General features: G+C 57.6%; 21 protein-coding genes. 20 read left to right on the top strand and 1 reads right to left on the bottom strand.

All coding sequences use genetic code 11. From position 1 onward, the window contains the following. Window positions 1-95: 95 nt before the first annotated feature. The 6 genes from pstS (at window position 96) to BGIM_RS0103230 (ending at window position 6,877) form a co-directional block, all read left to right on the top strand. The gene (pstS, locus tag BGIM_RS0103255; protein WP_020468364.1) at window positions 96-1,172 is read left to right on the top strand and encodes a phosphate ABC transporter substrate-binding protein PstS; all 1,077 of its coding nucleotides are present in this window, start codon (window positions 96-98) and stop codon (window positions 1,170-1,172) included. A gap of 55 nt (window positions 1,173-1,227) precedes the next feature. After that, window positions 1,228-3,129 carry a phosphate ABC transporter permease subunit PstC gene (gene pstC, locus BGIM_RS0103250; protein WP_020468363.1) on the top strand — a complete coding sequence of 634 codons (1,902 nt, stop codon included), beginning with the start codon at window positions 1,228-1,230 and terminating at the stop codon, window positions 3,127-3,129. A 39-nt stretch (window positions 3,130-3,168) separates the two neighbouring features. Continuing rightward, window positions 3,169-4,575, top strand: coding sequence for a HAMP domain-containing sensor histidine kinase (locus tag BGIM_RS48480; RefSeq protein ID WP_020468362.1), 1,407 nt, complete (start codon window positions 3,169-3,171; stop codon window positions 4,573-4,575). A gap of 63 nt (window positions 4,576-4,638) precedes the next feature. Then, window positions 4,639-5,448 (top strand): phosphate ABC transporter ATP-binding protein PstB, encoded by an 810-nt coding sequence (gene pstB, locus BGIM_RS0103240; protein ID WP_029629699.1) that lies wholly within the window; start codon window positions 4,639-4,641, stop codon window positions 5,446-5,448. 22 nt (window positions 5,449-5,470) lie between these two features. Continuing rightward, window positions 5,471-6,139, top strand: a complete 669-nt coding sequence (gene phoU / locus BGIM_RS0103235; RefSeq protein WP_020468360.1) for a phosphate signaling complex protein PhoU — start codon at window positions 5,471-5,473, stop codon at window positions 6,137-6,139. 27 nt (window positions 6,140-6,166) lie between these two features. Next, the gene (locus tag BGIM_RS0103230; protein WP_020468359.1) at window positions 6,167-6,877 is read left to right on the top strand and encodes a response regulator; all 711 of its coding nucleotides are present in this window, start codon (window positions 6,167-6,169) and stop codon (window positions 6,875-6,877) included. Window position 6,878: 1 nt separating this feature from the next. On the opposite strand, the gene BGIM_RS0103225 is transcribed toward BGIM_RS0103230, so the two are convergent. Then, the gene (locus tag BGIM_RS0103225) at window positions 6,879-8,525 is read right to left on the bottom strand and encodes an amidophosphoribosyltransferase (RefSeq protein WP_020468358.1); all 1,647 of its coding nucleotides are present in this window, start codon (window positions 8,523-8,525) and stop codon (window positions 6,879-6,881) included. 413 nt (window positions 8,526-8,938) lie between these two features. Here BGIM_RS0103225 and BGIM_RS56870 point away from each other — a divergent pair, with 413 nt between their 5' ends. The 14 genes from BGIM_RS56870 (at window position 8,939) to BGIM_RS0103140 (ending at window position 26,455) form a co-directional block, all read left to right on the top strand. Then, window positions 8,939-9,433, top strand: coding sequence for a TadE family protein (locus tag BGIM_RS56870; protein WP_020468357.1), 495 nt, complete (start codon window positions 8,939-8,941; stop codon window positions 9,431-9,433). A gap of 24 nt (window positions 9,434-9,457) precedes the next feature. Further along, the gene (locus tag BGIM_RS48470) at window positions 9,458-9,988 is read left to right on the top strand and encodes a TadE/TadG family type IV pilus assembly protein (RefSeq protein ID WP_020468356.1); all 531 of its coding nucleotides are present in this window, start codon (window positions 9,458-9,460) and stop codon (window positions 9,986-9,988) included. A gap of 45 nt (window positions 9,989-10,033) precedes the next feature. Beyond that, window positions 10,034-12,796 (top strand): pilus assembly protein TadG-related protein, encoded by a 2,763-nt coding sequence (locus tag BGIM_RS0103210; protein WP_020468355.1) that lies wholly within the window; start codon window positions 10,034-10,036, stop codon window positions 12,794-12,796. Window positions 12,797-12,931: 135 nt separating this feature from the next. Further along, entirely contained in the window at window positions 12,932-13,690 is a 759-nt protein-coding gene (locus BGIM_RS0103205; RefSeq protein ID WP_020468354.1) for an ABC transporter ATP-binding protein, read from the top strand. Next, window positions 13,687-14,700, top strand: a complete 1,014-nt coding sequence (locus tag BGIM_RS48465) for an ABC transporter permease (RefSeq protein WP_020468353.1) — start codon at window positions 13,687-13,689, stop codon at window positions 14,698-14,700. Before BGIM_RS0103205 ends, BGIM_RS48465 begins: the two co-directional genes overlap by 4 nt. 75 nt (window positions 14,701-14,775) lie before the next feature. Next, window positions 14,776-15,801, top strand: a complete 1,026-nt coding sequence (locus BGIM_RS0103195; RefSeq protein WP_020468352.1) for a zinc-binding alcohol dehydrogenase family protein — start codon at window positions 14,776-14,778, stop codon at window positions 15,799-15,801. A gap of 5 nt (window positions 15,802-15,806) precedes the next feature. Then, a complete protein-coding gene (locus tag BGIM_RS0103190; RefSeq protein ID WP_020468351.1) occupies window positions 15,807-16,622 on the top strand; it encodes a formylmethanofuran dehydrogenase subunit C in 816 nt (271 codons plus the stop codon). Window positions 16,623-16,688: 66 nt separating this feature from the next. Then, complete coding sequence (locus BGIM_RS0103185; RefSeq protein WP_020468350.1) at window positions 16,689-17,831, top strand: FAD-dependent oxidoreductase; 1,143 nt, start codon at window positions 16,689-16,691, stop codon at window positions 17,829-17,831. 85 nt (window positions 17,832-17,916) lie between these two features. Then, window positions 17,917-18,921, top strand: coding sequence for a threonine ammonia-lyase (locus BGIM_RS0103180; RefSeq protein ID WP_020468349.1), 1,005 nt, complete (start codon window positions 17,917-17,919; stop codon window positions 18,919-18,921). A gap of 80 nt (window positions 18,922-19,001) precedes the next feature. Then, a complete protein-coding gene (locus tag BGIM_RS0103175; RefSeq protein ID WP_020468348.1) occupies window positions 19,002-19,580 on the top strand; it encodes a Uma2 family endonuclease in 579 nt (192 codons plus the stop codon). Window positions 19,581-19,681: 101 nt separating this feature from the next. Beyond that, window positions 19,682-19,978: a hypothetical protein gene (locus tag BGIM_RS0103170; protein ID WP_020468347.1), complete on the top strand. Its 297-nt coding sequence runs from the start codon at window positions 19,682-19,684 to the stop codon at window positions 19,976-19,978. Between the two features lie 243 nt (window positions 19,979-20,221). Continuing rightward, window positions 20,222-23,125 carry a tetratricopeptide repeat protein gene (locus BGIM_RS0103160; RefSeq protein WP_020468346.1) on the top strand — a complete coding sequence of 968 codons (2,904 nt, stop codon included), beginning with the start codon at window positions 20,222-20,224 and terminating at the stop codon, window positions 23,123-23,125. Window positions 23,126-23,388: 263 nt separating this feature from the next. Beyond that, window positions 23,389-24,360 (top strand): DNA integrity scanning protein DisA nucleotide-binding domain protein, encoded by a 972-nt coding sequence (locus BGIM_RS0103155; RefSeq protein ID WP_020468345.1) that lies wholly within the window; start codon window positions 23,389-23,391, stop codon window positions 24,358-24,360. A 571-nt stretch (window positions 24,361-24,931) separates the two neighbouring features. Then, entirely contained in the window at window positions 24,932-26,455 is a 1,524-nt protein-coding gene (locus tag BGIM_RS0103140; RefSeq protein ID WP_020468342.1) for an aldehyde dehydrogenase family protein, read from the top strand. The last annotated feature ends 36 nt before the right edge of the window (window positions 26,456-26,491 follow it).

The following is a 26,491-nucleotide window of genomic DNA, read 5'->3' as shown; positions in this document are numbered from 1 at the left end:
TGCAATCTTCACAGGCTCCGCATTGTTTCGACCGACGTGGAGCCTAAAGTATCTTCACAATTGCCCAATCGCCTTGTTTTCCCGAGAAATTTCCGATGCGCTCCCTCGCGTTCTCTCTGGCCATTTTTGCTCCGCTAACCGCCCTGCTCCTCACCTCCGGGTGCAAACGAGGCAGCGTGGACGGGGGTGTGGATCGGTTGAGCGGCGGCGGGGCCACGTTTGTCGACCCGATTATGCAACGCTGGAGCAGCGAGTACAAGACCGCCAAAAACGTTGAAGTGGACTACAAGAAATCGGGCTCCGGCAACGGCATCCAACAAATGTCCGGCAAAGTGCTGGACTTCGGTTGCACCGATGCTCCGATGAACAAGGATGAAACAGAAAACGCCAAGACCGAAGGTGGCGAGGTGGTCCACGTTCCCGTCATCATGGGAGCCGTGGCGATCATTTACAATGTCCCCGGCGTCAAGGAACAACTCAAACTCAACGGGGATGTGATCGCCAAGATTTACCTCGGCGAAATCACCTTGTGGAACGACCCGGCGATTGCCGCGTTGAATCCGGGCGTCAAACTTCCGGCCAGCGGGCTGACCCCCGTTTACCGCTCGGAAAGCTCCGGGACAACGAGCATCTTCACCGAATTTCTCTCCAAGTCTTCCGTGAGCTTCAAAACGAAGATCGGGATCAGCAAAAACCCCAAATGGCCCAAGATCGGCACCGGCCAGAACGGCAACGATGGCATCGCCGGGCACGTGCAACGCAACGAAGGCTGCATCGGTTATGTGGAATTGTATTACGCCAAGAAAAGCGAAATGCCCTATGCGATCCTGAAGAACCGTCGCGGCAAGGATGTGCTTCCCGACACCGAAAATGTCGCGGCCGCCGCCAAGGGAGCCATGTCTGAAACTCCGACCAAAGAGCCTTACACGGTTCACTCCCTGACATACTCCCTGACAGACATTGACGCAGACACCGCTTATCCGATTTGCGGGATGAGCTATGCCGTGCTGTTCAAGAACCAACCCGCTGGAAAGGGGAAGGCTCTGGTGGACTTCTTGAAATGGGCCACCACGGACGGACAAAAATTCGCCAAGGAACTGGAATACTCCCCCCTGCCGACTGAACTTCAAACGAAGATTGCCGCCCGATTGGATGAAGTGAAACTGGATTGATTCCCGGTTGATCCGTCGCACGCCCTGATCGAACACTCGCACCCCCGGCCATTTGATGAGCGAACCTGTCGCCGCCCAGAAACCACCCTCCCCCGCCGGGGACGTGATCTTTCGATTGATCTGTCAGGCCTGCGGGATGTTCATCCTGTTGGTGGCGGCTGCCCTCTTGGGAATTCTCGTCTGGCAATCGTGGGATGTCCTGAGCCGGATTGGTGAATACAAGATGTTCACCAGCACAGACTGGAACCCGGATCAGCGCCCCCGAGTGTTCGGGTCTTGGGTGTTCATTTACGGCACGCTGGCCACTTCTTTGATCGCCATGTTGGTGGCCGTCCCGCTTGGAGTGGGATCGGCGGCCTTTCTCTCGGAAATCGCGCCGCCGTGGATTCGCAAAACTTGCTCCTTCTTGATTGAGTTGCTGGCCGCCATTCCGAGCGTCGTGTACGGTTTCTGGGGCTTGTTTTTCCTCACCCCCGGCCTGCAAAAGCTCTTTCTCCTTCTCGGAGGCCCCCCCAACACTTCCGGGCAGGGCATCCTCGCGGCCGGTCTCATCTTGGCAATCATGATCGTGCCGTATGTCACCGCGATCAGTTTTGATGTTTGCCGGGCCGTTCCCTCTTCCCAACGACAAGGCTCGCTGGCCCTCGGGGCGACACGCTGGCAGATGATCTGGACCGTCGTGCTTCCGTATGCCCGGCCGGGGATCATCGCCGCCTGTTTCCTGGCCCTCGGCCGGGCGTTGGGCGAGACGATGGCCGTCACCATGCTCATCGGCAACGTGAGATACATCGATTTCTCGCTCTTCGCCTCCGGGGATTCGATCGCCAGCGTGATTGCCAATCAATTAAACGAAGCCGGAAGCCGGGATCACCGTTCGGCCCTTGTGGCTCTTGGACTGGTTCTTTTCCTGATCACCGCCATGACCAACTTGGCCGCCCGGTTTTTGATTCGCCAGGGGGCGAAACCAAGAGTCAGGGTGAACCGAGGTCCCCAATCATTGACCGGTCCTGCGAACGCCCCCGCCGAATTTGGCCCGTTGGTGGTTTCTGAATCCCAATGGAAAAGGACGGCCCGCGAAAACCGCGTTATGACTTGGGTGTTGGGTTTCTGTCAACTGGCCACGGTGGTGCCCTTGTTCCTGATTCTGGGCTACATCGGCGTGCGGGGAGCCTCGTCGCTCGACTGGAATTTTTTCACCGAACTTCCAAAACCGCCGGGCCAACTCGGCGGCGGGATGATTCACGCCATCGTCGGCAGCGGGATCATCGTTCTGCTGGCCTCGGTTTGTGCCGTTCCGATCGGCGTGTTAACGGCCGTTTATCTACATGAATACAACACGCATCCGCTGACAAAACCCGTGCGGTTTGTCACAGAATTACTCGGCGGCGTGCCATCCATCGTCATCGGCATCTTCGCTTATGCGCTGCTGGTAAAGCCACCCGCATTTATTGCATCATTGATTGCATCCGTGCCAATTTTGTCTTACCTGATGCCATCGGGATTCACCGCTTGGGCTGGCGTTTTTGCCCTCGGGATCATGATGCTGCCAGTGGTGGTTCGCACAGCCGAGGAATCGATGAAACTCGTGCCTGCCAGTCTCCGACAGGCCAGTTATGCTTTGGGGGCCACTCAACGCCAAACGGTGATGCGGGTTATTTTACCGGCATCATTGCCGGCGATCACCACCGGGGTTCTGCTGGCGATGGGCCGGATTGCCGGGGAAACCGCTCCACTGATCCTGACGACTGCCGGCTCTAATTTCTGGCCTCGCTCCCTGTATGATCGCACGCCTTTTCTGCCGGGATATATTTATGAGTACTCCAAGAGTGCCGATGCCGACCAGCAACGGCAGGCTTGGGCGGCGGCTTTGGTGTTGCTCTCAGCCATTTTACTGCTGAACATTCTCATCCGAGTCGCGGCCGGTCGCCGTGTCGTCGCGGCCAGTCGGGCCGATTAAAAAACCGTTCACATCCTCGCCCCTTGGGTTCGTGCCGTCATGTTCACGAGGATCTTCATCGCGTTCCTGTGCTTCGGCCTCCTGACATCTTCCGTTGTCGGGGCCGTGTTGCTTCAGCGTCTCAATGGAGGATGGTTTCCGGCCATCTTCACCGAGGCGCTTCCGATCATCGGCATCGTGGGTTTGATGGCGGTTCCGGCCGCCTATTACTTTGCCAACACCTTCGTCCGGCCCATCGAGGAAATCCGGTTCGGGGCCGAGCGGATCGCCTCCGGGAATTACCAGTTGCGCGTGCATGGCGGCAACTGGCGTGAAAGCCGGGAACTCGCCCGGACGTTCAATGAAATGAGTTTCCGGCTCGCCAGCCAGTTTGCGGAACTTCAAGTCGAACGCCGCCAATTGCGCACCATCCTCGGCGGGATGATCGAGGGGGTCGTGGCCATCGGCGAAGGTCAGCGCATCCTGTTCGCCAACGAAGCCGCCGGGCAAATGCTTGAATTCAACCCGGACGAGGCGATGGGCCGGCCCTTTTGGGAAGTTTCCCGGTTCCCGGCCGTTCAGAAGATTCTCGACCAGGCCCTCGCCGACCATCTTCCCCGCCGGGAGCCGATTGAGTTGAAGGGCTTTGGTTCCCGACATCTCAAGGTGTATGTGTCCCCCCTGCGGGATGAACACACGCCCAACGCCATCATGGTGCTGCACGACACCTCGGACTTGCATCGCCTTGAACGACTCCGGCAAGATTTCGTGGCGAATGTTTCTCACGAGTTAAAAACGCCGCTCGCGGTGGTGAAGGCTTGCGTGGAAACCCTTCAAGACGGGGCGGTCGAAGATCCCGATGCCCGTGTGATGTTCCTTGCTTCCATCGCCGAACAAGCGGATCGATTGCACGCCCTGATCCTCGATTTGCTCAGTCTGGCCCGCATTGAATCCGGCGCGGAGATCATGGAGTTTGAAGAAATCTCGCTCAACAAGATGGTCGCCCGGTGCATGAACCGTCAACGTCCGCGGGCGGAAGCCAAACGGATGACACTGGAACTTGAATCATCCGACCCGGAGTCCTCGGTCTGGGCCGACGAGGAGGCACTGGTTCAAATTTTGGACAACCTGCTCGACAATGCCGTGAAATACACCCAAGAAGGCGGAACGGTGCGTGTCCGCTGGCAGCAGGCCGGGCCGAATGTCTGTTTCAGTGTCGCGGACAACGGGCCGGGAATCCCCGAACGTGATCTGCCGAGGATCTTTGAGCGATTTTACCGCGTGGACAAGGCCCGTTCCCGCGAGCTCGGGGGAACCGGTTTGGGACTTTCGATTGTCAAGCACCTGACACAGACAATGAAGGGGACCGTGAAGGCCACCAGCGACCTCGGACGCGGAACCACGTTTATGATTTGTCTTCCCCGATCTGCCAACGACCTTCACCGGGAACACTCAGTTTCTTCATAATCAATAGTTACAACAACGCCGTGTGATTCGTGGGAGTTTCGCGTGTCTCGATTGTTTTCGGACATCTTTTCGCAGCGCACCGTCGATGGTCGGAGTTCCTCCACCAATCTTGCGACGGCAAAACCGAAGTTCCACTGTGAGAAAGTGAATTTTTGGTACCCCGGAAAACAGGCCCTTTGGGACATCGATCTGACCATCAGTGAAAAATCGGTCTTGGCCCTCATCGGCCCCTCCGGTTGCGGCAAATCGACTTTTCTCCGACTCCTCAACCGGATGAACGACCTCATCGATGGCTGCCGGGTGGAGGGGCAAATCCACTTGGACGGAACCGACCTCTATTCGCCCACGAGAAACATGGTCGATCTTCGCCGCCGGGTCGGGATGGTCTTCCAAAAATCAAACCCGTTTCCGAAGTCGGTTTACGAGAACGTGGTTTACGGGCCGCGGGTCGCTGGCGTGCGGGACCGGGCGAGGCTGGACTTCACCGTTGAAAAATGCCTGAAACAAGCCGCCTTGTGGGATGAGGTGAAAGACCGGCTTCAATCCTCCGCGTTGGAACTCTCTGGCGGCCAGCAACAGCGGCTTTGCATCGCCCGTTCGCTGGCCACCGATCCGCAGGTTTTGTTGATGGACGAACCGGCGAGCGCGCTGGACCCGAAATCCACCGCCAAAATCGAAGACCTCATCGACGAATTGAAGAAACAATACACGATCGTGATCGTGACCCACAACATGCAGCAAGCGGCGCGTGTTTCGGACTTTACGGCGTTCTTCTACGAGGGCCGGTTGGTAGAATCAGGGCTTACCCAGCAGATTTTCACCAAACCGACAAAGAAGCAGACCGAAGATTACATCACCGGTCGATTCGGCTGACATTCCCCACGGAGACACGCTCATGTCCAGGCACCTCGAACGCGATTTGGAACACCTGCAAAAGCGGATCATCAATTTCGCCGGATTGGTGGAAGAAGTGATCTACAAGGCTGTGCAGGCTCTTCAGGAACACAACAACCCGCTAGCCGAAGAGATCATTGAAGGCGACGCCCGCATTGATGAGATTGAGAACGAAGTAACCGAGGAATGCCTGAAACTCCTCGCGTTACACCAACCCGTGGCGACGGACCTTCGGCGTATCGCCACGACACTGATGATTACCACGGACCTCGAACGTATGGGAGACTTGGCGAAACACATCGCCGAGGCCGCCCTCGCCCTCTCCGTGCCGCCGGTTCCGATTCCCAACAAAATGGCCAAAATGACGGACGTGACCACATCGCTCGTCCGCCAGAGCCTTGATGCCTTCGTGAATCTGGACAGCAAGCTGGCCCGGCGAGTGGTGCGAATGGATGACGAGGTGGACCGTTACAACGACGAACTCATCGCGGAAACCATCGCCTACATGAAACTGAACCCGGCGAACATCGAACCCGGCGTGATGCTCTTCACGGCCACCCGGCATTTGGAACGAATCGCCGACCACGCCACGAACATTGCCGAGGACGTGATTTATCTGGTCGAGGGTGACATCGTGAAGCACCGACCGGATGCCATCGGCAACGAGTGATCCGCCACACTGACCCCAAGGGCCGCCATGTCGCAGACCCGGATGTTGATTATCGAAGACGAACGAGGATTGGTTCAATCCCTCACGTGGTATTTCAACAAGGAAGGTTTCGAGGTGTCGGCCGTCCACGACGGGGCCGAGGGGCTGCGCAAAGCCCAATCCGCGTTGCCGGATGTCATCCTGCTCGATTTGATGCTTCCGGGCATGAACGGCCTGGAGGTTTGCCGGGCGTTGCGCTCGGGTGAGAAGACAAAACAGATTCCGATCATCATGATCACCGCGAAATCCGAAGAGACGGATCAGGTGGTCGGGTTCTCGATGGGTGCCGACGACTACGTGACGAAGCCGTTCAGCAACAAAATCCTGCTTGAACGGGTCAAGGCCGTGCTGCGACGGATGGAAACAACCCAAGAAACGAGCGACACCTCCGAGCATCTGGGGGTGAAGGTGGACCGTGTCCGTCATCAGGTGATGGTGGGCGAACAACGCCTGGACCTGACGCCCACCGAATTCCGGTTGTTGGAATGTCTGATCCGCCAGCCGGGACGGGCGTTCACCCGGCATCAATTGATGGATTCCGCCATTAGCGAAGGATCAATCGTCCTCGAACGGACGATTGACGTTCACATCAAGACATTGCGAAAAAAATTGGGTGATGTGCGGGAAGAATACACGGAACTCATCGAAACGGTTCGCGGCGTGGGCTACCGCTTCCGCGAGACATTAAACTTGGAATGAATCAGGGAACAGTGTCGATGATCGCGGCCGGTTCCGTCGTGTCGCGATGTTTCCCCGCTCCGCTTTCACAACCCGGCCCGGTTTGCATTTCATAAGTGCGGCCGGTGATCGGGTTGGTTTCCTTCAACGCCAGTTGATACAGTTTCTCGCCGGTCGGCGTCGGATAGTTCCCGGTCACGCAAGCCCGGCACAGTTTCTCCTCTTCCAGCCCGATCGAAACCGCGATGGCCTCCTGCGGAAGGTACATGAGACTGTCCGCCCCGAGATCGCGGGCCATCCGGTCTTGTTCCTCGTCCGTCGGCCGTCGGCCGGCCATGTACTTCGGGGCGAACAGTTCCTTCACCGTGGACATGTCGATGCCATAGAAACAGGGCGCGATGATCGGCGGACAGGCCACCCGCACATGGATTTCCTTTGCTCCGCCCCGTTCCCGCAAGTGCGAAAGCAAGGCCTGCATGGTGGTGCTGCGGACGATGGAATCCTCCACCAGCAACACCTTTTTCCCCTGAAGCACTTCGCGAAGCGGCGTGTATTTCAAACGCACACGATCACCGCGATTGGCCCCCTCAATGAAAGTGCGGCCAACTGCTCGATTCCGCATCAATCCCTCCACGGAAGGCACGCCCAAAGCGTGGGCCATCGCATCGGCCGCCGCTTTCGCCGTGTCCGGCACGGGAACGACAATAGTGTCCTGGTCGATGACCAGCTTGTTTTTTTGAAGTTCCTGCGCCGCCAGCGCCCGCCCCAGTTTGGATCGGGAAAGATAAACGCTCCGGTCGTCAAGCGAACTGGCCACGTTCGCAAAATAGACCCACTCGAAGAAACAATGGGCTGATTGCTGTTTCGGGGAGTAGCGTTCCCGCCGGAAAACGCCGTCTTGAATGACGATCATCTCCCCCGGTTCGAGGAATTCAATCTCCTTGAAGCCAATGTTGGCCAGCGGCACGCTCTCGCTGGCCGCGCCAAAGAGACCGCCATCGCGGGCGAAGCAAAGGGGCCGGATTCCCTTGGGATCGCGCAGGATCACCATGTCCCCCATCGCGTTCTGATACACGATGTTGTAAGCGCCGTCGAATTTTTCGCTGAGATGCCGGAAAACCTTGACTAGGTCCGGCCGGTCGTCGCCCCGATGTTCGTGGGCGATGAAGTGCATGATGACTTCGGTGTCGTTGTCCCGAGTCAGGTGATAATCGGAGAGCGAGAGCAATTCGGCCCGCAGATCGCGGAAATTCGCCAACTGGCCGTTGAATCCAAAGGCAAACCACTTCCATTTGCAGCCGTGACGTCGCTCAAATGGCTGAGCATATGAGCGGGTGTTGTCTCCGCAGGTGGCATAACGAACATGGCCGATGCAGGAACTGCCGGAATGTTCCTCCATCAACTTCTTGAATTTGTCCTGCCGGTTGAGGCGGAAGGCCTCGATCACGGTTCCGATTTCCTTGTATGTCTCCAGCAGAATTTCCCGATCTGGATTATGCGACGTGAAACCGGCCGCCAGTTGGCCCCGGTTTTGAAGGTCAAGCAGCATCCGGGGCATCAACTCGGTGACGTTCTCGATCTTGCCGCCGGGAACCAATTTGGAGATTGGCTGGTTCGGAAAGTGATAGAGGGCCGCGATGCCGCATTCGTGCTGAAGCTCTTCTATCATTTCCTGGAGACCCTCGAAAAGGAAGGCAAAAAAGGTGTCATCCCACCTCTCCGGTGGGTACTCATCAATATAGGGCGGTTATCCAAAAACGCACAAGCAATCGGGGAGGGCTTCCGGGGCCCGAGGCGTCGCGATGGTTCCTGTCCGGTTAATCTGATCGAATCGGGGAAACGGATTCTCACGCTTTTGCCGAATTCTTCGATCAGGAAGGGGATAAGAATCTCACACGGGAAAGGAACTGTCCCGGAAATGCCAAATGTCCCCGATTGTGGCAAAAATCTGTTCTACGCTACGTTTGGAAGTCGGTCCACATCCCGTGCCGACCCGTTCCAGCGTTCAAACGGCAGTTTCAAACCCGGTAGCGTGCGGCCATGCGAATCATCCGCGGACGATCAAGAACCGAGCGGCGTGGCGTGGCGGCCGTTGAATTCGCCATCGTCGTGCCGTTTCTGCTGCTGCTGCTGGTCGGCATTTGGGAACTTGGACGAATCATCAATGTTCAGATCATTCTGAACAACGCCGCGCGTGATGCCGCCCGTCTGGCGGCCCAGGCGAACATCGTCAACACCACCGGCGCGTATACGCAAATCAAATACAACACCGGAACCCCCAACATTGACGCCTCGATTCGAGGATACCTCCAGGCGGCCGGAATCACCAATCTGACAGGCTTGGTGACTCAAGTGGAGTTTTTGGAGGGCGCCGGCATGGGGAACACTTCGGCGGACCCTTACACCGGGGTCAAGAACCAGCAGTTCCGCATCCGGATTCAGATTCCCTACGCCAATGTGCGCTGGACCAGCCTGACACTGATTAATCCAACCACCCTGACGGCGGAAGCCTATTGGCAGTGCTTGGTGGACGACCCGTTTACGCTGAATACGACCCTTCCAGGATGGTCCCCCTGAACAACGTTTGAGGAAGGCGATTCCATGCTGCTTCAATCCAAGAAAGCCCGCCGTGAAGGGGCGACGACTGTCGAATTTAGTCTCGTCGCCATCATGCTCTTCATGATGCTGTTTGGCATCTTTGAGTATGGCCGGTTTTTGTTCGTCTATCACCTGACCACAAACGCCGCCCGCGATGCGTGCCGGTTTGCCGTCGTCCACACCGGTGGCGGGACCATGAGCGGCGAACCGACAACCATTTCCGCATCCGATGTGCAAACCGTCTGGCGGACGGGGATGTTCAATTCAAACCGATACGGGACAGGCATGTGCGGAATGGAAGGCAACATTACCGGTTGGACATGCAATGTGTTCGCCGTTTCGGACACGGATTTCTTCGCCTCTCCGCCGAATCTGACGGCTGCTGGAAAACCGGATTGGACGACGGCCGCGTTTTCTCAGAAGATTTGTGTGCAAGTCACGGGCACCTACAGGCCGGTGGTTCCCAATTTGATCGGTCTCAACTCATCCGTTCCCTTTACGGTGAATGTGTTGATGGGAAGCGAAGCAAACTAACTCCTTCATCACCCTCCCGATAAATTTTCCGAAGCGGGGAGAAACATGCGAACATCGTCATCCGTTCGACGCCGGGAAGCGGCCGTGCTTCCACTTGTGACGGTTTGCCTCGTCGCATTGCTGTCATTTGTGGCCTTGGCCATCGACATCGGCATGATGGCCGTGGCGAGAACACAGGCACAATCCACTGCCGACATTGGCGCGCTCGCCGGGGCAAGAACCCTCAACGGCCAAAGCGGCAATAACAGAACCGCTGCGGAAGCCGAGGCACGCCAGGCGATCACCAACAACTACATACTGACTTCACAATTCACCACCGGGCAAATTTCCGCAGTGACGTCGGGTGTGTACCGCTACGACACCACGGCCTCCCGCTTCACGGCCGACTTCAGCACCCCTCCCGGCACGAACGAGGCTTATGGGGTGATGCAGGTGCAGATTCAAACTTCGCAACCAACTTATTTTGGCCGGGTGATGGGGGTGAACGCCATGCAGGTCAATGCGCAAGCCACGGCGGTCCACCGACCTCGTGATTTGTGTATTGTGCTCGATTTCTCCGGATCGATGAAATTTTCGAGCGAGTATAACTACCCGTCAAACATCACCGGCACCACTCCAATCACGGGAACATTGAACCCGGACCCGCGCTTCCCGCAATTTGGTCCGTGGAAGCTTTACCCGCTGGCCACGGCCGGAAACCCCAATCCCATGCACCGGGTCGATGACTATGTTGACAGCGGCGGGGAAACTCATGCCGCCAACAACCTGACGATTGAGACCGCCAGCGGGCCGCCCATTGTCAACTGTTTCCAGACTACGGCCGCCGTAGGCGGGCCGAATGCCTTTGTTTATGGCGGTGATTTGACCGCCGCGAGTTTCAATATCTCCAACACCCCGGTATGCACTCCCGCGCCGGCCACTTGGAACAGCCAGTACGCCAGTGGATATGTCGGTGATCGCTGGCCGTTAAACTACGGTGTTTCGACAACGAACCCGACAATCGCTCAATATGCCAAAACTGCGGCTGACTTGGTGTTCGCCTCCGGCACGTCGATCAACACGTCGACTCGAGACAACACTTGGGAAACCAATGGATACGATTCGGCCTCTATTACATGGGATAACGGAGCATTCTCCGGTTATTCGATGGGGCCGGGTTACTATGGCAAAACCTTCTATATGTGGCCGCCGGACCCCCGCTATAATTCGTCTGCCGACCCGACGAATATCTCCACGACCAATTCGGCCCAAGACACTTCGGGTCGTTGGATGTGCGACTGGCGCAAACGGTTTTTCCTATACCCGAGCGCGAGTTCGGGAACCAAGGGCGCTGTCATGGATGACAATTCGGTCTTGTATAGCACCAGCACCGGATTGTTTCAGTCTCAGAACCTTGGTGCTTCGCCGATCCGATATATTCCTCACTACGACGCGATCCTGAAGTGGCTCAAAAACGGCCCCCAAACCCTCCCGCCCTCGCTTCGGGCCGGTCGGGTGCTGTACTACAGCGCCATTCCGGATTCCATTCCGATGGACTGGAAGACAGGATTGGTCGGCAGTTCCGCGACGGATGAGCAACGTTTTTGGAAAGAATACATCGACTTTGTGATTGGTTGCGGCCAGCACAACCGTGCTCAAACCCTCAATGGCAACGACACCGATAACTCTTATGGCGGCAACACGTTCGGCACGGTCAAGATCACGCCCAAGGCCTCTCTGACCGGAACCACGAAGCCTTACATGCACTATCAAGACGTGCCTGTTCACCCGTGCGCCCACTTGTGGTTTGGTCCGCTGACCATGCTGGGGTTCATCAGTCTCGATTCCCAAAATCAGTCTTACAACTGGAACGCGGGAACCACTTCCGAGGCGCATTGCTGGCAAATGAAGGCTGGTATTCGATCAGCCATGACGGACATTCAAAACAACCATCCCAACGATTTGGCGGCCCTCACGTTCTTCTCAAACTTTAACGCTTGGAACACCGCCCGCGTTTCCATGAGCAAAAACTACACAACGATGCAGAACTGTCTCTATTACCCATATTCGTTAATTAATTCGCTTGGAACGGTGACCAGCGAAAAGAAGCCTTATACCACGGCTTCCATTAGTGCATCCGTTCCCAGTGGATTTAGTCCGTTCAACTATCAAGCCGACATTCCTCTGGCCGACGGTGGCACAGATACAGCGATGGGTTTGATGGTTGCCTACAACCAATTTAATTGGAACGGTGGCTACACCGGCCGCAAGGGTGCTTCAAAGATCGTGATCCTCGAGACAGACGGCGTGGCTAATGCAAACGCCTCCGGCACACTCTCGACCATCAGTGGTGGCGGGGGCACAAAACAGTGGACAAGCATTTCTGACGTGGGGAGTTCAAACGGCACGCCGAGCGCGATGAACGCGGCCATCACCTTGGCTTATTTGATCACACAGGACAGCGCGGGCTCGAAGCCTTGGCCGACATTCCCGGCGTATTCAAACCTCAGCGGTCTCCCAACGGCCAATGCGCCAACGAACTATTACTCACAGACAAGCCCGGGTTTTTCCACGACACGTAGCCCGGCTTATGTGCATACGATCGCTTTCGGGCAGCTTTTTGAAGCCAGCACTGTTTCAAACATGAAAACGCGAGCGTTGGAATTCCTGAGAAACGTTCAAATCGCCGGGGGTACTTCTCCGGCGGGGGCGACATCCATCGACAGTTATAAGATCATCACAGGTACTTCAACCGCTCGGATCAGCAGTCTGAGGCAGGCGTTGGAACGGATTATGCAAGGGGGCGTCCAAGTCGCCCTCGTCCAGTAGTGCGGACTGTACCGGTCGGGCAATCCCGGCCGACAATCTGATTCTCGTGGCCGGCTTGGTGAACTTGCGGGTTCCCAAGCCGGCCTCTATTTTGACCACATCGCCTTTTCCGATCCCAGGCATTCCGGGTCCGTCATGTCCCTCGTCGCGACCTACGACAATGTCTCGAAGACTTACAAATCCGGCTTGTTCGGCCGTTCGGGCACCAAAGCACTCGAATCCGTCAGCCTTAAAATCCCCGCCGGGTCCGTCTACGCTCTTCTGGGGCCAAACCGGGCCGGCAAGACCACCCTTGTCAAACTGCTCTTGGGACTGAGTCGCCCGACCGGCGGCGCCATTCAGCGACTGGGGCAACCGGCCTCCGACCGTCGCACGCTGGCCCGTGTCGGTTACATGCACGAAAACCAACATTTTCCCCGCTATTTGCCCGCCCGTGAATTGCTTCGGTTTTATGCCTCCCTCACGCTGATGAAGTCCGATGTGATTCCGAAACGGGTTGATGAATTGCTCAATCACGTCGGGTTGGCCGACCGGGCCGAGGAACCGATTTCCCGGTTCAGCAAGGGGATGGTGCAACGGCTCGGCCTTGCCCAAGCCCTGTTGAACGACCCCGATTTGCTCATTCTGGACGAACCCACCGAAGGGCTGGATTTGATCGGCCGAGCCATGTTGCGGGAAATCATCGCCGAACGCAAAACTCGCGGCAAGTCAGTGATTCTTGTTTCCCATGTGCTGACTGAGGTGGAGCAAACCTGCGACCATGTGGGTGTCGTCGTCGGCGGGAAACTTGTCCGGGAGGCGGCCATCAGCGATTTGCTCACCGATCCGAAAACCCGGCAGCCCCGTTCTCTCGAATCCGTTCTCCGGCCTCTCTATGAAGGGAGGGGATCATGAATCTCTCGAATGCCCTGCTCGCCACGGGCTGGCTCATCCGCATCACCATCCGGCAATCGTTTGCCTCCAAACTGTTCTGGGTGATGCTCACCCTCAGCACGGTGTGCATGCTGTTTTGCCTCGGCGTCGGCGTGAAAGATGGCGAACGACTTCCGACGGCCCCCGATGAAGTGAAACAGGGCTTGCCAGCCAATGACCCGATCGCGAAGAAACTCGGCCAGGAGGGTCTCAAGGCGGCGGGTCTCGACATGTTGGGCGGGGACGAGCTTTCCTTGGGTTTCGGCGCCTTCACCATCACCACCAACCGGGGACGGGAAGACTCCGTCCGGTTCTTGCAAGTTTGGCTGGCTGGTCTGGTCGCCGGGACGGCCGGAATCTTCTTGACGATCATCTGGACAGCCGGATTTCTGCCCACATTCCTTGATCCAACACAAGTCACCGTCTTGATCGCCAAGCCGGTGCCCCGCTGGAGCCTTCTTTTCGGCAAAGTGATCGGCGTGCTGGTGTTCGTCGGGTTTCAGACTACTTTTTTCGTGGTCGGCACCTGGCTTGCCCTCGGCATTTCCACGGGCGTTTATGATATCCGCTACCTGCTGGCGATCCCCGTTTTGCTGCTGCATTTTTCCGTGTTTTACAGCTTTTCCGTGATGCTGGCGGTCTGGACCCGCAGCACCGTTGTGTGCGTGTTCGGAACACTGTTGTTCTGGGTGTTGTGCTGGGGAATGAACTTCGGCCGGCATGCGGTGGTCGCCAACGAGCCAAAGGGAATTTCTCCGGCTTCGCTGGCGATGCTCGACATCGGATATTGGGCGCTGCCCAAACCCGGCGACCTGAACATCGTCCTGGACGACGCACTCGACACACAAGCCTTCTCCGCAAGCGTGCCCGAATTTGAAGCGGCTCGGAAGAAGAACCGGATCAATCTTCCGTTGTCCGTGCTGGCCTGCCTGTTGTTCTCGGGGTGGATGTTTGGCGTCGCCGCTTGGGAATTCCGTCAGGCCGAATACTGAAGACGGATCGTCGTTCTTCTTCATCCACGCTAAACCATATCCAACGATCCGTCACTCTCCCCCCAAGGTTTTCCGATGGAAGCCATCCTGCTTGACAAGCCCCGTGAGTTTCGCCTGACCACGATCCCCCCGGCCGCGAACCCCGGTCCCGGCGAGGCTCTGGTGAAGGTTCACCGGGTTGGCATCTGCGGGACGGACATCAGCGGCTATCTCGGCAAGATGCCCTTCTACAGCTACCCGCGCATTCCGGGGCACGAACTCGGCGTGGAAGTGCTGGCTGTCGGGTCCGGCGTGACCAACGTGAAAGCCGGAGATCGGTGTTCCGTCGAACCGTACATGAATTGCGGCAAGTGCTTTTCCTGTGGTCGTGGCCGGCCGAATTGCTGCGAGAACCTTCAGGTTCTCGGCGTACACGTTGATGGCGGGCTTCGGCCGCAGTTCGTTTTGCCCGCCCGGAAACTACACACATCCAAGTCGCTCGCGTGGGAACAACTGGCGTTGGTGGAAACGCTGGCCATTGGATGCCATGCCGTCAATCGCGGGATGCCGACTTCCGACGAACCGGTGCTGGTCGTCGGGGCCGGTCCCATCGGGTTGTCCGTGATTGAATTCGTCAAGCTCACCGGCGCCCCGATCACCGTTTTGGACACCAACGCCAAACGACTTGAGTTTGCGAAGAAGACGATGGGCGTGCAACACACGATTCAATTGCAATCCGTCGAGCAGGCATTGGAAGAAATGTCGGCCGTCACCAACGGGACGCTGTTCCCGGTGGTGATCGACGCGACGGGCAACACCCGGTCGATGTGCGATGCGTTCAAGTATGTCGGCTTCACCGGCCGAATGGTGTTCGTCGGCATCGTGACGGACGATGTCTCCTTCTCGGACCCGCTGTTCCATCGCCGGGAAATGACGCTATTCGCCTCCCGCAACGCCATGCCGGAAGACTTCACCCGGATCATCGACCTCATCGAAACCGGCAAGATCGACACGCGGCCTTGGATCACCCATCGCACACCGTTCCAAGGATTGATCGACGTGTTCCCTTGCTACACCAAGCCGGAAACGGGCGTCATCAAGGCCATCGTCGAGGTTCAATAACCGCGATGCTGTGTCTTCGCGCCAAGTTCTCGTCTGCGCTGCCCGTCGAAGTAGACGGGCTTGCTCCCGATTTGCTCCGGGGACTGTCCGCTTCGGAGATTGGCCTTCGTCCTGCCTTGGTTGGCCGGGAGACGGTGCGATGGGGTGATCTCTTTGAAATCACCGGTCATGCCGACGATGCGGAAATCACCATCACCGGAGATGTTTCCCGCTTCAAGCTGATCGGCCGGGGAATGACTTCCGGCCGGTTGACGGTTGAAGGCCATGTCGGCTTGCATGCCGGGGCCGAGATGCGGGGCGGCGAATTAATCATTCGCGGCAATGCGGGGGACTGGCTCGGGGCCGAGATGCGGGGCGGGACGATTCAAGTGGACGGTCACGCAGGGGACAACGCCGGGTCCGCTTATCGCGGCAGCACGAAGGGCATGCGGGGCGGCACGATCTTCATTAGTCGGGACGTTGGCGCAGAAGCGGGCACGGCCATGCGGCGGGGTCTGATGGCCATTGGCGGCTCATGCGGCGCGTTCATCGGGGCGGGAATGATCGCCGGGACCATTGTGATCGGCGGAACCTGCGGCCCGCATCCGGGGGCGGGCATGAAGCGGGGAACATTAGCGTCACTTTCCGGTGAGGTGACAGTCCCCGCCACTTTCCGGTATGATTGCGAATACCGCCCGCCGATCTGGGCCATGACCATTCGGTATCTTCGTTCCCGAAATTTCCGGGTCGAAGCCGGATTGGAACATCGCCTGTTACGTCGGCATCGCGGGGATCTGGTGGCCCTTGGATTGGGAGAATTACTCATTCCCTCGGCCACATGAACGCCTGAAAATGGATTGTTTCGTGCGTTGCGGTGTCATTTCCGTTGTTCGGGATCAGGTTTGGTGATGGCGAAATCCTCCGAAAAAGCACGGATTGCCATTCTCGGGGCCGGTCCCATCGGGTTGGAGGCCGCTCTGGCCGTCCGGCAAGCCGGACACCCCGCCGCGATCTACGAAAAAGGGGACATTGCCGAACATATTCACTCTTGGGGACACGTTCGACTCTTCTCCCCGTTCGGCAACAATGTCACCCCGTTGGGATTGGAAACAATCAAGCGGGAGCATCCCCAACACAAACTCCCGGCGCCGGCCGATCTGTTGACCGGGAACGATTTCCGCGAAGCATATCTGCTTCCTTTGGCCATGACATCGCTTCTTGGCGAATGCCTCAAAACAAAGACACATGTGGTCGGCATCGGCCGTTCGGGGCAATGGAGAATCGACTCCGTGACCGATCCGAAACGGGCGGCCTCCCCGTTTCGACTGTTGCTGCGCGACGACAAAAACGCGGAGCGAATTGAAGAAGCGGATGTCATTCTCGATTGCACCGGCACCTATTCCCGGCATGCCTGGATCGGCAACGGCGGCATCCCGGCCCTCGGCGAGATCGCGGCCGAAAAGCAAATTGCGTATGGCCTCGACGATATCTTGGGCAGCAAGAAGGCTCATTACTCAGGCAAAAGCGTCCTCGTCATCGGCGGGGGTTATTCGGCGGCGACAACTGTTTGCAATCTCGCCCAGTTGGCGGAACAGAATTCCGCGACATGGGTGATCTGGCTGACGCGAAGCGCCAAATCGACCCCGATGCCCCGCAACGCGGCCGACGCTTACCGCGAGAGGGAACGGCTTGCCGCACGGGCCAACAACCTCGCCACGCGCGGCGACGGCAACCTCGAACACCAAGCCTTGGCCTTGGTGGAGGAAGTGATTTCACACGGCCCCGACAAAGGCTTCCGCGTGACGGCCAAATGCAACGGCAAGCCGATGGTGTGGGAAGTGGATCGGGTAATCGGCAACGTCGGCCATCTCCCGGATCATCTGCTGACTCGGGAACTCCATGTCGGCGAATTTACCGGTGGAATGATCCGTCACCCTGAGCCGGGCTATTTCGTGTTGGGCCAAAAGAGCCACGGCCGCGATCCGAACTTCCTCTTGAAACGCGGCCATGAACAAGTTCGGGAAGCGTTGTCGATTCTTGGCATCAAATAAACATCCGCCATCCGGTCAAACGCCCCGCTCGCCTTGTCCCTCTCTTCACGGTAGATTACCCTTCCCCGCGACTGAGGAATTCTTCATGACCGTTCGCAATGTCACCATCGACGATGTCCTTGCCGCCGAACCGAAGATTCGGGAACACGTTTTCCCACCGCCATTGATTCGTTCTTACGCGCTGGAACGGGAACTCAATCTTCCGGAAAGCCGGCGAGTCTGGATCAAGGATTACGGCTGGACCGCCTCCGGTTCCTTCAAGCTGTTCGGCGCCTTGAACTGGATGGCGAACAATCTCGAACTGATCGGAAACCGGCCGATTGCCGCCCATTCCTCCGGAAACTTTGCCTCGGGCATCGCCTATGCGGGGATGCGGTTCAAGAAACGGGTGATTGTGGTGATGCCGGACACCGCCCCGAAGATCAAGTTTGAGCGGACCCGGTCGTTTGGCGCTGAAATTCAAACCTACAACGCCGCCCGCGATCACGAGACCGGCGAACGAGAAGGACTGGCCCGGCGAATCGCCGAAGAGGAGAATGCCGTCCAGGCTTCGCCATACGACGACCCCCATGTGATCGCCGGCAACGGTGTCGGGGCCTTGGAAGTCGTCCGCGATTTAAAGCGCGAAGGCCGGGTGATTTCGCATTTCTTCTGCCCAATCAGCGGCGGCGGCTTGATGTCCGGCCAGGCACTGGCCATCGCGGATGGATTTCCCCAAGCCAAAATCATCGGCGTGGAACCGGCGGGCGCGGATGATTTCAGCCAATCCCTCGCCTCCGGCGTGCGAACCCGGATTCCCAAGCCGTCAAGCATTTGCGACGGCTTGTTGTCCTACAGCGTCGGGGAACACAACTGGCCGATTCTGCAACGGTTGGTGAAGCAGGTCATCACCATGCCCGACAAAGACACGCAACAAGCGATGCGCTTCCTCTACGAAAAGCACGGCGTGCGAGCCGAGCCAACCGGAGCCATCGGCATCGCCGCCCTGTTGAGCCGACAGGCCGACTTGAGCGGAGACGGGGATATTGTGCTAGTGCTCAGCGGCCGCAACGTGGACGACGACGCCTTCCGAAAATGGATCGCCGACTAATAGCCCGGCGGAACCGGCCTCGTCAGCGTATCTCCATTCGGTTACCATTGATGAAGCCAAGGCTAGCCGAGGATGCGCTCATGAGCGCCATTGCCGTCCCGTTTCCCGCTCCAACTCCGTCGCCTTCCTTGTTGACGGGGGAGGAATATGCGGAGCAATACCCCGATCATCGCGTGGAACTCGTTCGGGGGATTGTGCGGGAGTTGCCAATGCCTGGCACGAAACACGGGATGATCTGCGGTCGCATTTCCCGCCTCTTGGGCAACTTCACCGACGAACACGCCCTCGGCGAAATCATGACCAATGATTCGTTCGTGCGGACCAGTCGCAACCCGGACACCGTCCTCGGACCAGATGTCGCCTATTACAGTTATCAACGATTGCCAAAAGGCCAGGTTCCCGACGGAATCTCGGATGTGCCGCCCGAACTGGTCGTCGAAGTGCGTTCGCCTTCGGATCTCTGGACAGATGTGTTTGCCAAAGTGGTTGAGTATCTGAACGCGGGAGTGTTGGCGGTCGTTATCATCGACGAGGACAGCCGGACCATCTCCGTCTGCCGGCCGGATGGCTCTCAAGAGACTATTCCGCAAACAGGCGACCTAACCATCCCCGAGGTATTGCCGGGGTTTTCCCTGCCCGTGGCCCGTCTCTTCTCCTGATCGCCCTGCTTCGCCATTTTGCGTTGAAAACTCCCGCTTGTTCCCTCGCCTGCTTTCGGCTATTGCCACGACACGCGAACTTCCCAAGCGGAACGGGGACGATGAGCACATCTGTGGAATTGCTGGACGAAGCCGGAACGGCCGTGGCGTTTGCCCTTTCGGAAGTCGAACGGCAAGAACGCCTCTTCGCCCAATTGCCCGAACCGAGTGTCGCGAGAATCTGGCAGGAAAGCCTCGACCAACTGGAGGGAAATCTCTCCCGCTGGCAACACCTTCTTGGCGGGGCCGGCGAACAGGTGCGTCAGGCCACGGAAGAACTCAACGAACTGGATCGCGAGCTTCGCAAAACCATTTCTTCGTTCGCAGCCGCGAGAAAGTATCTGCAAGGAGTTGATTGAAACTGACTTCACTTGAACAACATTGTTTGTTTGCTTGAGTTGGCCGATTTGAAATATCTCAAAGCGAATCGCAACAAAATCGGCGATTATTGAAAGGCCAATTCACACTTTTCTTCCCGCAAACTCGTCTCAACCGCCTCATCTCCAGAATGACAATCAAAAATCGAGCCGCCCAAGTTTCTTGACCGGCAACACAAGGCCTGTTCTAATGCGGCGGTCAGCTCTTTTCTCCGGAGCACTCGCATGCCTCGCCTGGCCCGATTCCGATGGCCGTTACTTATTGTTGTTTGCCTGGCCCTTGCGGTTTTGGGCGTGGTCATCATCGATGACTTCCAGCACCCCTCAAAACCCGACGTCAAAACCCCAGAAAATCGACCCGCTCAAAAAACCGAATCCCCCCCGGCATACATGCCCGGCACAAGATTAATCAAGAAAACCATCGATTTGGACTTGGCCGATCCGGCCAAACCCGTTGATCCGGTGATCTTTGTCGAACCACCGGATGTTTACCGCATTGATGTTTTCGCTCAAGTGACAGGCCTGCTGCGACGGGAATTATATCGCCAGGCTTTTTTGCTCGCGGCACGGAACGAACTCGGCCTGATGCCCAGGGATGCCTTGCTTGGTGAGGAACCTCCAGACGACCTTCCCCAAGGAAACCGCTTTCGGGTAAACCCAAAGTTCTTTCTCACCCAAGTGGCTGACGTGAAGGTCGAGTGTGGTCCGGTCGCCGCCAGTCGCGTCGTCTGGCATGCGACCGGCCATCATCTGGGCGAACCGGAAGAAACACATCTCATTGCCCTGACGGCCGCCGAGACCTTGTCACGGGGAGAATACGTCACCGCTCTCAAGCGTTCAGGGATGCGAGGCGATAGTTTGCGAATTGATCCGAACGCGCAGGTTCCGGCGCAGACGGAAAAGCGACTCGGCCAGATGTCGTTTACCTCCCAATACGCCGCCATGAGGGAATTGCATGCCCTCATGCGTGAAAAAGGGGAGTCCCCGGCCATCCTCGTCGCCCTCAGCAGAGTCTACGCCAATCTGGCGATGCTCACGGAGCGTCAATGGGATGCGATGACTTGGGTATTCAAGGCAAGAGCTTTGCTGCATGCCGAGCGCCTTCGACAACGTGAACCAGAATCACCATGGGGACATTGGGCGAGAGGCTATGCGTGCGCGATGACCGGCCTGCATAAAATCGCCTTGGATGACATGGCCGCCGCCGAAAAATTGCGAGGGAATTTGACGATTCCCGCATGGGTGACTCTGGCGGACGCCTTGTGCCGTTTCGACAGTTCACGTCTTGAGGCATTGATGGCCGACGGGCCGCTGGCCGAGACTGCAAGCGTTTTCCAATTTTTGACCGTCGAAAACCTGATTTCATCGGCCAGGACGCTCGCTGTCGGAGGAAAAACGCTGGCGAAGAATCCCGAATGCTATCGAGTTCATGATGCGGTGGAAGAACTCCTCGGCGTCGGAGTTCCAAATCCGGCCCCTCGCGGGGGCTTCGAGGAATTCAGCCTCACCTTCCCGGACCGGGTCAGAGAAATGCCCGGTTTGCCAGCCGCCATCGCTGACAAATTACCGCCCGGAACCCCCGAACCGGAGATTCTCAAGGCGCTGGCCGAGGCAGGCCGCTCACGAAATGAGCAGGGTGAACCCACGTGGGCCACCCTCGGCCGGTTCGCCAGAGAAACCCGTGCAAACCAATCGCTTCGCCAACTGAATTTTGTCACGCAACGAGGCATGAGTGGGGCGAACACGCTGAATAAGTTGCGTCCGTTGCTGGCGGACCATCCGTTGCTCCCTTTCTTGGAACATCACGACAACCACCTTGTTGACGACTGGAATCAATACGAACAGAGGGTCGTGAAAATCGCCATTCCGGAATTGACCCGCCGACATGGTGGTGTTGTGGAAAAATTGCATCAAATGAACCAGAATTTCGGCATTCTTTATCACAACATGGCAATCACTCACGGTGATAACACCTATTACGATATTTACCTTTTGATGGGCATGCTGAAGGGGCCGGGAAGCTTCTCCGTTTTTGCTCATCGGCTGTTGCAAGTCAGTCCGTATTCCCCAATGGCTCGGGCGGCGTTGATCCGGGACGATTGGAAATTTGCCCAATCACGCGCGGCGTTGTGGGAATCAGAGGCGCGTGATCCCGAGGTGTTCCAAGCCCTTGCCCGGCAATCACTGGACTCCGAACGTCACGCCGATGCCGAGCGCCAGGCGGCCGAAGCCGTCCGATTGTCCCCTAATTTGGAATCATATCGGCTATTGGCCAGAGCCCGACGGGCGGGTGGTGACGACGAGCGATTCGTTTCCACCATGAAAGAGTTTTTGAAAGTTCCCGACCAAGGATTGTCTTGGGCGTTGGCGCAGTCGGAGATTGCCAACCACTATATGGCCCGCAAAAAATTTGAGGAAGCCCGTCCTCATGCCGAGGCGGCAGGCGCCTCCGGAGCGGCTTGGGGATTGGAATGCGAAGGCCGTTGCGCGGAAGGACGCGGCGACTGGGAACTTGCCGAACGCCTGATCCGTTCGAGCACCGCAAATTACACCAACTTCCGGAACCATTGGTACTTTTGGTGCCTGCGAACCGGCAAAGGTGATTTGAAGGGAGCCGAAGGCCAAGCCGATGCTTATCTTCGAGCGCTGGGCGCTCCGAAATTCGAGGGAGACATGCTGCTGGCCGGAGTTCGTCAATCGGCGGCCGGCCGGCCGGCACGGGCGGCGGAATATTTCACGATGGCATTTGATCGCAACCACCTCGACATTTTCCTGATGATTGCGGCGGCGGAATACGATGCCGCCGCCGAATCCGAAAAACGGGAACTGGCATTCAAAAAGGCTCCCACCAACTCCACTTATTATTCCATCATTCCATTTGTGCGAGATCGACTGGCAAACAGCCAAGGCAAACCACCCACTCGCGAGGAGATCGAAGCGAGCCTGAAATCGCTGCCGGTTTCGGCAAGGCCAGAAGCGGATTATTTTATCGGGCGCTTCCTGCAAAATCGCGGTCAAACGGAACTGGCCAGCGAATACTTTCGCCGGTGTTCCGCTCATTTCCTTCCCTCGGCAAACGTTACCGGAGTGCTGACGGCCCTGGCGTTGCGGCAGACCGACAAGAAATAAGCGAACGATCTGTCGAACCACATTCCGTGAATCCTCCTTGGGGTTGGCCGAACATGCGCTCCCGATGTTCGGCATCCAACATGCCTTCGCCGAATTTCAGCTTTGATGATGACTTGAGAGCCAGCAAAAACCTACTCCAAATAAATTGGTGATGATTTCTTGATTCTCCGGCATGTCTTCGGTTGCTCTCCGCGAAACATTGGCTACACTTCGAGAATCAACCGTCTTCCAGTCCTGTCTCACCGAATGTTCGCGGATATTTCATGCCGATTGCCAAGCAAACCGCCGCCCTGTTGGACGCCGCCCGCGATATCGTGCGCAGTCTGCCGGCTGATGCCGTGCTGTTGCTCACCGAAACGGACATGGACTGGGACGACGTTTATGCCCACCTCAAAGGCTGTCGGGTGCTGATCGCCGCCGAGAGCCGGGAGCTCACGGAGAAACTGCATCAAAACGTCGACCTTGATGTGATCGACCTCGACCCGGAACCGGTCCCCGCCCGCGAACGATTGAGCCTTGCCTTGTTGAAGGCCGTGAACACCAACCATCTCAAGCCCGGCGCCCATGTGGTCGTGCTGTACAACGGGATCGCCGCTCCGGAGGATTTGCCGGAACCAATCGACTCCATCAGTCTGATTCACCTGAGCGAGCATCTGGAACAACTCACCCTTCAGGATCTTCGTCAGCTCAACACCAACATCCCGGTGGACACCCTGCGGACCGTGATTCACCTGGCCACGGAGATCGGCCGCGAGGGCCGCGAAGGCAAGGCCGTGGGAACCATCCTCGTCGTCGGGGATCACCGGAAGGTGTTGAGCATGTCCTCCTCGCTGAACTTCAACCCGTTCAAAGGGTACAAAGTGGAGGAGCGGGATCTCAAGGACCGCAAGGTGCGCGAGGCGATCAAAGATATCGCCCAACTGGATGGGGCCATCATCATCGACAGCGACGCGGTGGCCATCGCCGCCTGCATGTCTTTGAATGCCGAGAAGAAGGGGACGGCCATGAGCAAGGGCTTTGGCACCCGTCACCTCGCGGCGGCCGCCATCAGCCGGAAGACCTCGGCCATCGCCGTCTGCGTCAGCCAGTCATCCGGGACGGTTCGCGTCTATCAGAATGGCGAAGAGGTGATGCACATCGAGCCGATGAACCGGCCGCTGGTCTGGCAGGCCCCACGTCTTGAGGCATTCGATCCAGACCCGGAACACGACGAAGACGACTCGAACGACAAGTAAACCCGCCTCTCACTTTTCTCTCGTGCCCTCCCGTGCCCTCTGCGGTAAAAAACACCTCAACAACAGGCAAACCGGCCTCTCACCCCATCGCAAATTGGGGTCGATTTCTCAGCGTTTTCCCACACGAATTTTGACCTTTTTTTGCCTCAAAAACCCAAAAACAGGTGTTCAATTTGACCAAAACCAAGTCAAAAATGCCTTCAAAAGCCACTTTCTGCACTGATTTCCAATCAAAACTGGTCATTTTCGGGGTCCAAACTGAACACCACCCATGCAAATTCCCCGGTGATTACACCCGGGCGCCCAAATGATTTTGGCATAATCAGGGAACGTTTGACACAATCCGCTGATTGTTGGCCCGTTTTCAAAAACACGATCAATGATGGCCCAAGAGCCGATTTTGAGATCAGTTTTGTAACGCTTCAAATCATTCACGGCCCGCTTGCAAGCAACGCCCGTTTGGGGGAATTTTCACGAAGTTGACAAACGCCCGTCGGGCGGGGACAATGAGCGCGACAACGCCAATCCGTGCTTTCCATCATCCTTCTCTCCTGATCGGAGCGCCTTTCTCATGGCATCAACGAAGTCCTCATCCAAAACCGCCAAACCGGCAAAGAACGGCAAACCGGCCGCGAGCAAGCCGGTGAAACATCCCAAGGTGTCGAATCAACAACTCTGGATCGGCGGCAAATCAGTCCGGTCGGTCAGCGGCAAAACCTTTTCCACGATCAACCCGACGACGGGCGATGTGATCTGTCAGGTGGCCGAGGGGGACAAGGCCGACATCGATCTGGCCGTGAAAGCCGCCCGGCAGGCGTTCGAGAGCGGGCCGTGGTCCCGCATGAATCCCAGCGAACGGGGTCGGTTACTCAACAAACTGGCCGACGCCATCGAAGCCAACAAAACCGAACTGGCGATGCTGGAATCGCTGGACAACGGCAAGCCAATCGTCGATTCGCTGAATGCGGACATCCCGCTGACCGTCAAATGTTACCGTTATTATGCCGGTTGGGCCGACAAGAATCAGGGGAAGACACTTCCGGTGGACGGGCCGTACTTTGCGTACACCCGACATGAGCCGATTGGGGTCGTCGGCCAGATCATCCCGTGGAACTTCCCCCTGTTGATGCAGGCTTGGAAATGGGGTCCGGCCCTCGCCTGCGGCAACACGCTGGTGCTGAAACCGGCCGAGCAAACGCCGCTGACCGCTCTGCGGGTAGCCGAGTTGGCGGCCGAGGTTGGCTTTCCTCCCGGCGTCATCAATGTGGTTCCCGGCTACGGCCCCACGGCCGGGGCCGCGCTGTCCGGTCACATGGACGTGGACAAGATCGCCTTCACCGGCGAAACATCCACCGGCAAACTGGTGATGACGGCCGCTGCCCAAAGCAACCTGAAGCGGGTGAGCCTGGAACTCGGCGGCAAGTCGCCGAACATTGTGTTCGCCGACGCGAACCTGGATGCGGCCGTTGAAGGTGCCTACTTCGGCCTGTTCTTCAACCAAGGCCAATGCTGTGTGGCCGGGAGCCGGTTGTTCGTCGAAGAGAAGGTGTACGATGAGTTTGTGGCCAAGATCACTGAGAAGGCCAAAAAACGCCGGTTGGGCGACCCGTTCGAGATGACCACAGAACAAGGCCCGCAGGTTTCGCAGGAGCAGATGGAACGAGTCCTCGGCTACATCGAAGCCGGCAACAGCGACGGGGCCAAGATGCTCACCGGCGGCAAACGGCTTGGCGACAAGGGTTACTTTGTGGAACCAACCGTTTTCGCGGATGTGCATGACCACATGAAGATTGCCCAAGAGGAAATCTTCGGGCCGGTGATGAGCATCCTGAAATTCAAGGACTTGGACGAAGTGCTGGCCCGCGGCAACAAGACCTGTTACGGCTTGGCAGCCGCCGTGTGGACACAAGATGTGCAGAAAGCCCACCGCATGGCCCATGCCCTTCGCGCCGGCACGGTATGGGTGAACTGCTATGATGTGTTCGACGCCCGCGCCCCGTTCGGCGGGTTCAAGATGTCCGGCATCGGCCGCGAACTCGGCGAATATGCCCTGCAAATGTACACCGAAGTGAAAACAGTCACGATGGCGATGTGAGCCACACCTGCTGGAATGACGCAATGACGCAATGAC

Source organism: Zavarzinella formosa DSM 19928 (genome assembly GCF_000255705.1).
In the GTDB taxonomy this organism is placed as follows: domain Bacteria; phylum Planctomycetota; class Planctomycetia; order Gemmatales; family Gemmataceae; genus Zavarzinella; species Zavarzinella formosa.
The sequence above is the reverse complement of the archived record's forward strand: the minus strand, read 5'-3'. Positions and strand labels throughout refer to the sequence as shown.

What these genes read in the sequence shown, in the direction of transcription:
- pstS (WP_020468364.1), top strand. Translation starts at nt 96, where the DNA reads ATGCGCTCCCTCGCGTTCTCTCTGGCCATTTTTGCTCCGCTAACCGCC.
- pstC (WP_020468363.1), top strand. Translation starts at nt 1,228, where the DNA reads ATGAGCGAACCTGTCGCCGCCCAGAAACCACCCTCCCCCGCCGGGGAC.
- BGIM_RS48480 (WP_020468362.1), top strand. Translation starts at nt 3,169, where the DNA reads ATGTTCACGAGGATCTTCATCGCGTTCCTGTGCTTCGGCCTCCTGACA.
- phoU (WP_020468360.1), top strand. Translation starts at nt 5,471, where the DNA reads ATGTCCAGGCACCTCGAACGCGATTTGGAACACCTGCAAAAGCGGATC.
- BGIM_RS0103230 (WP_020468359.1), top strand. Translation starts at nt 6,167, where the DNA reads ATGTCGCAGACCCGGATGTTGATTATCGAAGACGAACGAGGATTGGTT.
- BGIM_RS0103225 (WP_020468358.1), bottom strand. Translation starts at nt 8,525, where the DNA reads ATGATAGAAGAGCTTCAGCACGAATGCGGCATCGCGGCCCTCTATCAC.
- BGIM_RS48470 (WP_020468356.1), top strand. Translation starts at nt 9,458, where the DNA reads ATGCTGCTTCAATCCAAGAAAGCCCGCCGTGAAGGGGCGACGACTGTC.
- BGIM_RS0103210 (WP_020468355.1), top strand. Translation starts at nt 10,034, where the DNA reads ATGCGAACATCGTCATCCGTTCGACGCCGGGAAGCGGCCGTGCTTCCA.
- BGIM_RS0103205 (WP_020468354.1), top strand. Translation starts at nt 12,932, where the DNA reads ATGTCCCTCGTCGCGACCTACGACAATGTCTCGAAGACTTACAAATCC.
- BGIM_RS48465 (WP_020468353.1), top strand. Translation starts at nt 13,687, where the DNA reads ATGAATCTCTCGAATGCCCTGCTCGCCACGGGCTGGCTCATCCGCATC.
- BGIM_RS0103195 (WP_020468352.1), top strand. Translation starts at nt 14,776, where the DNA reads ATGGAAGCCATCCTGCTTGACAAGCCCCGTGAGTTTCGCCTGACCACG.
- BGIM_RS0103190 (WP_020468351.1), top strand. Translation starts at nt 15,807, where the DNA reads ATGCTGTGTCTTCGCGCCAAGTTCTCGTCTGCGCTGCCCGTCGAAGTA.
- BGIM_RS0103185 (WP_020468350.1), top strand. Translation starts at nt 16,689, where the DNA reads ATGGCGAAATCCTCCGAAAAAGCACGGATTGCCATTCTCGGGGCCGGT.
- BGIM_RS0103180 (WP_020468349.1), top strand. Translation starts at nt 17,917, where the DNA reads ATGACCGTTCGCAATGTCACCATCGACGATGTCCTTGCCGCCGAACCG.
- BGIM_RS0103175 (WP_020468348.1), top strand. Translation starts at nt 19,002, where the DNA reads ATGAGCGCCATTGCCGTCCCGTTTCCCGCTCCAACTCCGTCGCCTTCC.
- BGIM_RS0103170 (WP_020468347.1), top strand. Translation starts at nt 19,682, where the DNA reads ATGAGCACATCTGTGGAATTGCTGGACGAAGCCGGAACGGCCGTGGCG.
- BGIM_RS0103160 (WP_020468346.1), top strand. Translation starts at nt 20,222, where the DNA reads ATGCCTCGCCTGGCCCGATTCCGATGGCCGTTACTTATTGTTGTTTGC.
- BGIM_RS0103155 (WP_020468345.1), top strand. Translation starts at nt 23,389, where the DNA reads ATGCCGATTGCCAAGCAAACCGCCGCCCTGTTGGACGCCGCCCGCGAT.
- BGIM_RS0103140 (WP_020468342.1), top strand. Translation starts at nt 24,932, where the DNA reads ATGGCATCAACGAAGTCCTCATCCAAAACCGCCAAACCGGCAAAGAAC.